We start from the raw sequence: 10,970 nt of genomic DNA, 5'->3' as shown, positions 1-10,970 counted from the left end.
CTCGTTCCTACAGGGGACCCGCCCTCGCTTCGCTTCGGGCACCCTGATGTCACTTTCGGACGATACCGCCTTTCCTCGCTGGGCATAGCAGGTTACCGTGCGGGTGCGGCCGCGTTTTCCGGATGCGCCCTCAGGGTGTCACACGGACGCTCTCCGCCGCGAAGCAAGGAGGAAGCGGAGCGTCCGGGTGACGGGTGCCCCTGCGTAGGCGCGGAGGAAACATGCGGCGTGCCGTCCCCACCAGCGGGGCGAGGACGAACACCGCCCCTCCACCCCGTATCCCGATAGAAAAACATGCGGTGCGCCGCCCAGACACTGCATGGTAGGCTAGTGTTCAAATCGTCTTCTCTCAAGGGCAAACAATGGTGAGCCCTGTGAACGAGTGGATAAAGATGCAGCTATATTTCACGAGGAAGTGCACACCTATGCGTCGACAGAACACCCTACGAATCCTCGCCGGGGCTCTACTCCCGCTAACTCTGCTGCTTAGCTCCTGCGCGTCCGGGCAACCCAGTGCCGACTCCTCGGCTTCCGCTAACGCTGAGAAGGCGTATAGCGCCTCCTCGGCACCGCAAAGTAGTTCTGCATCTGCAACTGCAACCGTTGATACGCAGGCTACAGAAAAAGTAAATGCGTTGATTGCTATTTCTGATAACGTCGAACGTGCTTATCAGCGGCTTGCATCCGAATGTATGGTTTCCAAGGGTTACCCTGACAGGAAAACCTACTACATGGTTGAAACGTTTCCCGTTAGGGATCTGCTTTCTCCGCTGCCTCTAAGCGTGGATTATGCCAACAAATCTGGTTATCCCAGCCCTACCCCTCCGTCTCGTTATGCATCTCTGGAAGACACAGTGAAAATGACTGAGCAAGAAACCCAGGCATTTTACGGAGATGACGGAAAAGGCGGCTGTAGAAAAGAAGCTGAGCTGAAGTTATACGGTTCTGGAACTTTGGCAGGAACGCGGGAAGTAGTTACGGAGAAGCTACTGTCCTACATCCGTACTTCTGTCATCAACGGCGCATATTCGTCTCTGGATGGTGAATGGGAACGTTGCATGGCTGAGCGTGGATACACCTATTCAACTTCAGACATTGCATACGATGCTGTGCATGGAAAGCCTGCTGAGCGGCAAACAGCGATTGATGATGCAGCGTGTCGAGAGAAAATCAACTACGAGGAAAAAACTGAGCAGATACTAGACACCTATATGACCACTTTCCTCGAAAAGGAACAGGACTTCATCGAGCAGGTGACTACCGCGAATAAAGCTGCTGAAGAGAATGCCCGAAAGATTCTGAGCTAGTCTCCTAAGCTTGCCCACTACGGCTTGGCATTTTGGTAGGTGTTGAGGGGCGGTGTCGTCCGAATGTGACATCAGGGTGCCCGAAGCGAAGCGAGGGCGGGTGCCCCTGTAGGAACGAGGACGAACACCGCTCCTCCTCATCTATCCCAGACTCATCTATCCCAAACAAACCCTACCCAAGTCAGCCCCTCCAGAAAGCGGGGGAGGGCGCCTTCACAGGCTAAGCGAGTATCCTAGAAGCTTCGTATCCCCGAACCGAAACGAGAAAAAGCGTGGAAATCCTGCTGTACGCTGTGGGCATTATCCTCATGGCAATCGCTATTGCCGTCTCGATTGCCCTGCATGAGGTGGGGCATCTGGTGCCCGCGAAGCTGTTTAATGTGCGCGTCCCGCAGTACATGATTGGCTTCGGTAAGACCGTGTTCTCTTTCCGCCGCGGCGAGACTGAGTACGGTTTCAAGGCGATCCCGTTGGGCGGTTACATTTCGATGATTGGCATGTACCCGCCGAGCCCTGCTGAGGTGAAGGAGCACCATGAGGAGGGCCATTCGGGTAGTACCAGCCCGTTTGCGTCCTTGGCTGAGGAGGCGCGTGCGGCGGATGCTGAGCGCCTGAAGCCCGGTGATGAGGACCGCCTGTTCTATAAGTTGCCGGTGCTCAAGCGCATGGTGATTATGTTGGGTGGCCCGACGATGAACCTGCTGATTGGTGTGGTGTGTACTGCTGTGCTGATTTGTGGTTTTGGTACGGCGCAGGTGACGAATAAGGTGTCGGCGGTGTCTGAGTGCGTGCCGAGTGTGAATGTCACTCATGATTCGATCAGCTATGGGGAGTGTACGGATAAGTCCACTCCGTCGCCTGCGAAGGCTGCTGGCGTGCAGGTGGGTGACCGCGTGGTTGCTGTGAATGGTGCGTCGACGGGTTCGTGGGAGGCTGTGTCTTCGGCGATTCGTGCGGCGGGTTCTAACCCGAGCACCCTGACGGTGGAGCGTAATGGTCAGCGTCTGGATTTGTCGGTGACTCCGGTTGAGATGATCCGCCCGGTCTCTGATGGTAAGGGCCAGTATGCGCGTGCTGCGGATGGTTCGATTGCGACGACTCGCGGCGGTTTTGTGGGTGTTTCGCCGTCGAGTGAGTTGGTGCCCGGTTCTATTACTGAGGTGCCTGCGATGGTGGGCGATACGCTTGCGCGTGTGGGTTCGTCGATGCTGTCGCTGCCGCAGCGTGTGTGGGAGTTGACGGTGACTTTGGTGACTGGTGGTGAGCGTAGTGCCGAGTCGCCGGTGTCTGTGGTTGGTGTGAGCCGTATTGCTGGTGAGGTGACGGCTACTGACCGTATTGATGTGAAGGCGAAGGCTGCGATGTTGGTCTCGCTTGTGGCGAATATGAATTTGATGCTTTTTGCGTTTAACCTGATTCCGCTTCTGCCGCTGGATGGTGGCCACGTGTTGGGTGCGCTCTGGGAGGGTGTACGTCGTTTCTTTGCGCGTTTGACTGGGCGTAAGGATCCGGGTCCGTTTGATCCGGTGAAGTTGTTGCCGCTGACGTATGTGGTAGCGGGCGCGTTCATTGTGATGTCTATCATCCTGATTGTGGCGGATATTGTTAAGCCCATCACCCTGTTTTAGTGTGTTGTTGCGCGCGGTAAGGGTACCCGTATTAGTGGTTTCTTTCGCGTCAGTGGCACAATAAAAAGCTGAAAGAAAGACGCATAACCGTCTTTCACAACTCATGTATGGAGGAAAACCTTGTCGGTCAGCCTTGGTATGCCGAAGCCCGCTCCCGCGGTTCTGTCGCCGCGCCGTAAAACCCGCCAGTTCAAGGTGGGCTCCGTGGGTGTTGGCTCTGAATCTCCGATTTCGGTGCAGTCGATGACGACCACTAAGACCCACGACATTGGTGCGACTCTGCAGCAGATTGCTGAGTTGACCGCTGCCGGTTGCGATATTGTGCGTGTGGCCTGCCCGACCGATAAGGATGCCGAGGCTCTGCCCATTATTGCGAAGCAGTCCCGTATTCCGGTGATTGCTGATATTCACTTCCAGCCGAAGTACGTGTATGCGGCTATTCAGGCTGGTTGCGGTGCTGTGCGTGTGAACCCGGGTAATATCCGTAAGTTCGACGACCAGGTGAAGGAAATCGCTCAGATGGCTTCGGACCACGGCACTTCTCTGCGCATCGGCGTGAACGCCGGTTCGCTGGATAAGCGTCTGCTGGAGAAGTACGGCAAGGCTACTCCGGAGGCTCTGGTTGAGTCTGCCGTGTGGGAGGCGTCGCTCTTTGAGGAGCACGGTTTCCGTGATTTCAAGATTTCTGTGAAGCACAATGACCCTGTGGTGATGGTGGAGGCGTACCGTCAGCTGGCTGAGCGCGGTGACTGGCCCCTGCACTTGGGTGTGACTGAGGCTGGTCCGGCGTTCCAGGGCACTATTAAGAGCTCTGTGGCGTTTGGTACTCTGCTGTCTCAGGGTATTGGCGATACTATTCGCGTATCGCTGTCTGCTCCTCCGGTTGAGGAGGTGAAGGTGGGCACCAAGATCCTGGAGTCGCTGAACCTTCGTCCCCGCAAGCTGGATATCGTTTCGTGCCCGTCGTGTGGTCGTGCGCAGGTGAACGTGTGGGAGCTTGCTGAGAACGTGACTAAGGGCCTGGAGCACATGAAGGTTCCGCTACGTGTTGCCGTGATGGGTTGCGTGGTGAACGGCCCGGGTGAGGCTCGTGAGGCTGACCTGGGTGTGGCGTCCGGTAACGGTAAGGGCCAGATTTTCGTGAAGGGCGAGGTCATTAAGACCGTGCCTGAGGATCAGATCGTTGAGACTCTGATTGAAGAGGCTACCCGTATTGCTGCTGAGATGGAGGCTTCGGGCGAGTATGTTCCCGAGGGTTCCCCGGCTGTTTCGGTGAGCTAGTTAGCTTTTGTGCGCGGAGGCGCCCCGGTGAGGGCGCCTCCGCGTTTTTCCGGTTCTGTCCGGTTGTGTCCGGTTATGGTGGCGGCAGGCTCGGTGCGTGCCGCAACCGGTTGTTGCCGTATGATTCGGCTACCTTTTCGGGGGTGCGTGTCCCCGGATGTTCACTCAAGTTTTGTCGCTCATTCTCTATCACTCAACAGGTCATGTTCTCTCTTTTTTCTCGCCGCCGTAAAGCCCATCGTGCCCGGCGTGCTGCTGTTTCGACTGCTGTTTCGTCGATGGATTCTTCCCCTATGCCTGATCGCGTGAAGGAACACGTTTTTGCTCTGGATGCTCGGTGGTGCGATGAGCTGGAGGAGGTCCTGTTCAATGACCCGGTCCCGAATCTGTACCCCATTGAGCACTATTTGGCGTGCCCTCTTCCGGTGAGGGCCCCGCGTATTCCGCTGCACTACTATCAGGGTTTTGTGGGATGTGAGCGGGACGGGCAGCTGTGCTGTGTGCTGCTACTGGGTTCGAATGTGGTGCCGGTGCGTCTGTGCGGCGCCCCAGCTGAACACGTTGAACACGCTGCGGATGCTCACAGCGGCGAAGCGCTGGACGCTCCCACCCTGGATGATACGGCGCTCGCGCATCGTGACGCGCTGGCTCAGCTGCTACTGCAGGTGGGTTCTCGCCTGGATTCCATGTTCGGTGAGAGCGCCTTCGTGATGCCCCTGTGGACGCGCATGCAGCAGCTGTGCGAGCAGAGCCGAGGCGGCAAGAGCCCGGTGCCACTGCTGCAGATGCTACAGCCGAGCCTGCGTGACGGTTGCGATCACCGTGCGCGGGTTCTGTCGGAGCGCCCCAATCAGCCGCTGCTGTATCTGCCGCCGGAGAAGGACCTTGCCCGCTTCTACGCCGTGGAGCTTCCTGAGCTTCCGGCGCACCTGCCCGAGCCCCTCAAGCCCGCACCCCTCGCACCGGGGGAGAGCCCTCTTGCCGGCGACTCTACCGGCGAGCCTGCCGGGTATGCGCGCCTCGCCACCTCCGCGGACCTGGGGGAGCTTCTTCCCGCCGCAGCCGCCATGTTCACCGAGGAGGTCGGCTTCGACCCGATTGCCCGCTACGGTGACGGCTACGCGGCGCGCCTGCGCACGCTCATTGCAGGTCAGCGCAGCGCCATCGTCACCGACGTGAACGGGCGCGTCATCTTCAAGGCGGATGCGGGCATCGTGAACCTGGACGCCGCGCAGGTGCAGGGCGTGTGGCTGCACCCGGACTACCGCGGCTACGGGCTGGCTAAGCCGTTCTTTGCCGCCGCCGCGCAGATTCTGCAGCACCGCTACCCGCATTTGAGCCTGTACGTGAACGACTACAACGCCCGCGCTCTTGCCATGTACCGGGGGACCGGTTGGGAGCAGATTGGGCAGTTCTCGACCATCATTTTTGAGCGCTAAACACGCCGAACCCTAAAACGCTATAAAATTAAAGACGACTGTGCCTATTTGCGGCTTACTCGGTGAGCCGTGGGCACCCTACCTAAACCTATCGACCTTTCAAGGAGAATCGTGGTACTTCGCCTTTCCAACCTCTTCGTGCGCACTCTGCGCGAGGACCCCGTAGACGCTGAGGTCGCCAGCCACAAGCTGCTGGTGCGCGCCGGTTACATCCGCCGCGCAGCCCCCGGCGTGTACACCTGGCTGCCCCTGGGCCTGAAAGTACTGCGCAAGGTCGAGAACATCATCCGCGAAGAGATGGACGCCATTGGCGCGCAGGAAGTCCACTTCCCGGCACTGCTGCCCCGCGAACCCTACGAGGCTACCAACCGCTGGGACGAGTACGGCGACAACCTCTTCCGCCTCCAGGACCGTAAGGGTGCAGACATGCTGCTGGCACCCACCCACGAGGAAATGTTCACCCTGCTGGTCAAGGACCTGTACTCCTCCTACAAGGACCTGCCGGTTTACCTGTACCAGATTCAGACCAAGTACCGCGATGAGGCGCGCCCCCGCGCGGGTCTGCTGCGCGGCCGCGAGTTCGTCATGAAGGACTCCTACTCCTTCAACATTGACGATGAGGGCCTGAACGAGGCGTACATGGCGCACCGTGCCGCCTACCAGCGCATTTTCGAGCGCCTGGGCCTGGAGATTGTTATCGTGACCGCGCAGTCCGGCGCGATGGGCGGCTCCCGCAGCGAAGAGTTCCTGCACCCGACCCCCATCGGTGAGGACACTTTCGTGCGTTCTGCAGGCGGCTACGCGGCAAACGTTGAGGCCGTCACCACCGTGGTCCCCGAGGACATCGAAATCACCGAGGACACCCCGGCGGCAATCGTCCTGGACACCCCCGACTCCGCGACCATTGAGACCCTGGTGGAGCGCATGAACGAACTGCACCCCGAGGTCACCGGCGGCACCCTGGATGCTTCGCAGACCCTCAAGTGCTTCCTGGGCACCGTCATCACCCCCTCCGGCGAGCGTCAGGTCTTCGCCGTGGGTGTTCCCGGCGACCGCGCCGTGGACCTGGGCCGTGTTGAGGTCAACATCGGCGCCCTGCTGGGCATCGGCGGCGAGGTTGAGGTCGAGGCAGCCAGTGAAGAAGACCTGAAGGCATACCCGCAGCTGGTCAAGGGCTACATTGGCCCCGGCATGAGCCTGGATGCGCCCCTGCTCGGCGCACACACCGAGGACGAGGATGCGGTGGCTTCCGCAACCGGCATTCCCTTCTTCGTTGACCCCCGCGTGGTGCGCGGTACCCGCTGGGTGACCGGCGCAAACGAAGAGGGCAAGCACGTGGCGAACCTGGTCTTCGGCCGCGACTTCACCGCCGACGGCGTGATTGAGGCGTGCGAGGTGCGCGAAGGCGACCCGGCACCGGACGGCTCCGGCGAGCTGGTGGCAGCCCGCGGCATCGAGATGGGCCACATCTTCCAGCTGGGCCGCAAGTATGCTGAGGCACTGGGCCTGAAGGTCCTGGACCAGAACGGCAAGCTGCAGACCGTGACCATGGGCTCCTACGGTGTGGGCGTGACCCGCGCACTGGCTGCTATCGCCGAGGGCAACCACGACGAGAAGGGCCTGATCTGGCCGCGTAACCTGGCACCGGCAGACGTGCACATCGTCATCACCGGCAAGGACGCAGCATCCCACGAGTACGCTGAAGAGCTCAGCGCATCCCTGGAATCTGCTGGCCTGCAGGTCATGCTGGATGACCGCCCGAAGACCAGCCCCGGCGTGAAGTTCGGCGACGCCGAGTTGCTGGGCGTGCCCACCATCCTGGTGATTGGTCGCGGCTTCAAGGACGGCGTGCTGGAGCTCAAGGACCGCCGCAGCGGTGAGGCTCGCGAGGTGTCTGTCGAGAACGCGGTGGCTGAGGTCATCGCTGAGGTCAAGGGGGAGTAGCCGTGGCATATAAGCCGAAGCGTTCTGGCTCTAAGAAGAGCGCTCCGAATGCGCGCGCTCGCCGTGCCGCATCCCGCGTGGCGAATGGTGTGAACACTTCCCGTACTCGCGCTGAGCGTGAGCCCGTGGTGGAGGCACCGGTGCGCGTGGGTACCCGCGCGATCCGTGAGGAAGAGGTTGCCGAGGCGATTGCCCCGGTCATCTCCGAGTTCTCGCTGGTGCTGGAGGGCCTGAAGATTTCGGGTCCGGCGGCGAACCGCACCGTGAAGATTACGGTGGACTACACCGCTGAGCGTACCGATTCGCTATCGCTGGATTCTCTCGCGGAGATTTCCGGTGCGATTTCGAGCGCACTGGACCGTGCGGACGACAACGACGAGTTCTTCCCCTACGAGCTGGAGGTGTCCTCGCCCGGCGCTACCCGCGCCCTGACCGAGCGCCGCCACTGGGAGCGTGCCCGTACCCGCCTGATTGCGATCACCGCACCCGACGGCACCGAGTATCTGGCGCGTCTGCACGAGGTGCAGGACGAGGGCCCGGTGCTGGCTCGCAAGAAGAACACGAAGAAGGGTCAGAAGGAGTCCTACCACGAGCCCTCTTTGCTTCCGTGGGAAAATATTGCTTCTGCTCACGTCGAGATTGACTTCAATTCGCCTGCTGAGCCGGTAGAATAGAGTTATTAAAGCTTCAGGCACGGGGTGCGCTCCGTGCCAGGTATATACCGTTCGGGAGCCGGGGCGCATTGAGCGTCCCGGCGCCGTGCTAACTGGGAAAGGCTGAAAAGCGTGGAGGATATTAAAACTATTGACCTGGGCGCACTGCGCGCATTGGCGAAGCAGCGCTCTCTCGTCATGGAGGAGCTCTTCACCCTGGTTGAGGACGCCCTGCTGCTCGCGTACATGAAGCAGCCCGGCGCTATTAAGGGCTCTCGTGCCGTCATCGACCGCACCACCGGCGAGTTCATCATTCTGGCTCCTGAGCTTGATGAGGACAACCAGAAGATTGACGAGTTCGACGATACCCCGAACAACTTTGGCCGTATCGCTGCCGCAACCGTCCGTCAGGTGCTTTCGCAGCGTCTGCGTGACGCTGAGGATGCATCCGTTCTGGGCGAGTTCAAGGACCGTGAGGGCACCCTGGTGTCCGGCGTGATCCAGCAGGGCAACAACCCGCGTATGGTTCAGGTTGACCTGGGCACCGTTGAGGCTGTTCTGCCCAGCAACGAGCAGGTTCCGGGCGAGAAGTACCCGCACGGTACCCGCCTGCGCGCCTACCTGGTTGAGGCTCGCCGCGGCCCCAAGGGTCCCTCGATTGTGGTTTCTCGTTCGCACCCGAACCTGGTTCTGCGCCTGTTCGAGCACGAGGTTCCCGAGATCTCTGAGGGCCTGGTGTCCATTAACTCCATCGCACGTGAAGCTGGCCACCGCTCTAAGATTGCTGTGTCCGCGAAGAACCCGACCATTAACGCTAAGGGTGCGTGCATTGGCGATATGGGTGCCCGCGTGCGTGCGGTTGCTGCCGAGCTGAACGACGAGAAGATTGATATTGTCGATTACTCGACTGATCCGGCAACCTTCATCGCTGCGGCGCTGTCCCCTGCGAAGGTCACCGAGGTCATTATCGCGAACCCGCGCGAGTACTCCGCTCGTGCCGTGGTGCCGGATGACCAGCTGTCCCTGGCTATCGGCCGTGAGGGTCAGAACGCACGTCTGGCTGCGAAGCTGACCGGCTGGCGTATCGATATTCTCTCCGAGTCCAAGTACGCTCAGGTTCGTGCCGAGGAAGAGGTTGCAGCTCGCGTGGCCCGTAGCCTGGCTGAAGGCGCGGCAGCTGAAGAGGCAACAGAAGAGTCCGCACAGGACGCTGAATAAGCATTAGCCCCGGTGAGGGGCGTATCCCGCGGCATATCCCTTGAATGCAGGCGCAAATATCGGGCAGTACCCTGCCCGGTGTTCTTGCGCCTGCGTCACAATTTTGCCCATGATTCTTAAAAACGGGATACACTATTAAGATGTGCCGGTGCGTAACCGGGCGCTTTAACGCGCCCTCGCACACACCGGATAGCACGCACCGGATAGAGCATCACGAATGTACCGCGAACGCGGTTCTACACACGCTAGAGAGGGGAGAGGACCACGAGCGATCACGACCTCACCGCAACCTCCGAAGCGTTTGAAGGACCGGTCCGCACCTGCATCGGATGCCGTGCCCGCGATGAACAGCGCAAGCTGCTGCGCATCGCCCGCACACCCGTCACGTCTGCTACCGAGCAGGCGGACACCCCGCCCTATCAGCCCGATGTGGCGGGAACTATGCCCGGACGAGGCGCTTGGATCCATCCGAGCGAAAAGTGCGTAGCCGCTCTGCAGAAAAAGAACGGTCTGGCGCGCGCCTTCAAAAAAGCGGTCCCTGCAGCCCAGTTGCAGGCGTGCTGCGAGCAGATTCGAGCCGTGATTGCGGACTCGACCCCCTCGTAGACGCTTTTCGGGTATATGCCCTCTGTAAGTCAACGAGTTTGACGACTTCTTATCTGAAAGCGAGTCAGAAAACTGATGGATATCTAATGAGTGCCGCGAAATGAGTACCCTTTCGTGCTCACCCACCGGCAATTTCACGAACTGGCGCGCCTTCGGGCGTGCACCCCGTAAACATTAGTGTCCGCACCATTCCCGGTGCGGACCGGGAATGGAGAAAATTTGGCTCAGCCTCGAGTACACGAGTTTGCTAAAGAAGTAGGCGTACCTTCTAAGGAAGTTATCGCCAAGCTCAAGGATATGGGCGAGTTCGTTAAGAGCTCTTCGTCCACCCTGAACCCCATGGTTCTGAAGAAGCTGCGCGCGGAATTCCCCGCCGCAGCCGCTAAGCCTGCCGCAAAGGCAGCACCCGCGGAGTCGGCAGCTAAGCCGGCACCCAAGCCCGCAGCGGCTAAGCCCACCGCTAAGCCTGCGGTAGCTCCCAAGCCCGCAGCGGCAAAGCCTGCTGCTAAGTCTGCCGCTAAGCCGGCACCCAAGCCTGCAGCTAAGCCCGCCGCAAAGCCGGCAGCAGCACCCAAGCCCGGCGGCCCCCGCCCGGGTAACAACCCCTTCGCATCCCAGCAGGGCATGGCACGCCCCGAGGCTGCACCGAAACCGGCAGCGCCCAAGCCTGCCGCTCCGAAGCCCGGCCCCAAGCCCGGTCCTCGCCCCGGCAACAACCCCTTCGCAGCCCAGCAGGGTATGAAGCGTGGCGGCGGCGACTCCCAGCGTTCCGGCGGTCCCCGTCCGGCACGTAACGGTCGTCCCGGTGGCAACGGTGGCGCACGTCCCGGCGGTAACGGCGGTCCCCGCCCCGGTGCACCCCGTCCGGCAGCTGGCGCACGTTCCGGTGGTAAC

Annotated in this window: 9 protein-coding genes; all 9 read left to right on the top strand. The window is 60.6% G+C overall.

The window, feature by feature from the left end; translation table 11 throughout:
* Window positions 1-425 precede the first annotated feature (425 nt).
* Window positions 426-1,307: a chromosome partitioning protein ParA gene (locus Q0216_RS03380; protein WP_298592923.1), complete on the top strand. Its 882-nt coding sequence runs from the start codon at window positions 426-428 to the stop codon at window positions 1,305-1,307.
* Between the two features lie 272 nt (window positions 1,308-1,579).
* Window positions 1,580-2,935, top strand: coding sequence for an RIP metalloprotease (locus Q0216_RS03375; RefSeq protein WP_298592922.1), 1,356 nt, complete (start codon window positions 1,580-1,582; stop codon window positions 2,933-2,935).
* Window positions 2,936-3,073: 138 nt separating this feature from the next.
* Window positions 3,074-4,216, top strand: coding sequence for a flavodoxin-dependent (E)-4-hydroxy-3-methylbut-2-enyl-diphosphate synthase (gene ispG / locus Q0216_RS03370; protein ID WP_298592926.1), 1,143 nt, complete (start codon window positions 3,074-3,076; stop codon window positions 4,214-4,216).
* A 293-nt stretch (window positions 4,217-4,509) separates the two neighbouring features.
* Window positions 4,510-5,655 (top strand): GNAT family N-acetyltransferase, encoded by a 1,146-nt coding sequence (locus tag Q0216_RS03365; RefSeq protein ID WP_298592920.1) that lies wholly within the window; start codon window positions 4,510-4,512, stop codon window positions 5,653-5,655.
* A 111-nt stretch (window positions 5,656-5,766) separates the two neighbouring features.
* Complete coding sequence (locus tag Q0216_RS03360; RefSeq protein WP_298592919.1) at window positions 5,767-7,599, top strand: proline--tRNA ligase; 1,833 nt, start codon at window positions 5,767-5,769, stop codon at window positions 7,597-7,599.
* A 2-nt stretch (window positions 7,600-7,601) separates the two neighbouring features.
* A complete protein-coding gene (locus Q0216_RS03355) occupies window positions 7,602-8,273 on the top strand; it encodes a ribosome maturation factor RimP (protein ID WP_298592917.1) in 672 nt (223 codons plus the stop codon).
* Between the two features lie 111 nt (window positions 8,274-8,384).
* Entirely contained in the window at window positions 8,385-9,470 is a 1,086-nt protein-coding gene (nusA, locus tag Q0216_RS03350) for a transcription termination factor NusA (protein ID WP_298592915.1), read from the top strand.
* 324 nt (window positions 9,471-9,794) lie between these two features.
* Window positions 9,795-10,076, top strand: coding sequence for a YlxR family protein (locus Q0216_RS03345; RefSeq protein WP_298592924.1), 282 nt, complete (start codon window positions 9,795-9,797; stop codon window positions 10,074-10,076).
* Window positions 10,077-10,295: 219 nt separating this feature from the next.
* The coding region (locus Q0216_RS03340; protein ID WP_298592913.1) for a translation initiation factor IF-2 N-terminal domain-containing protein at window positions 10,296-10,970 on the top strand (675 nt) is incomplete at its 3' end.

The organism is uncultured Rothia sp. (assembly GCF_937976295.1).
Lineage (GTDB): Bacteria > Actinomycetota > Actinomycetes > Actinomycetales > Micrococcaceae > Rothia.
The sequence above is the reverse complement of the archived record's forward strand: the minus strand, read 5'-3'. Positions and strand labels throughout refer to the sequence as shown.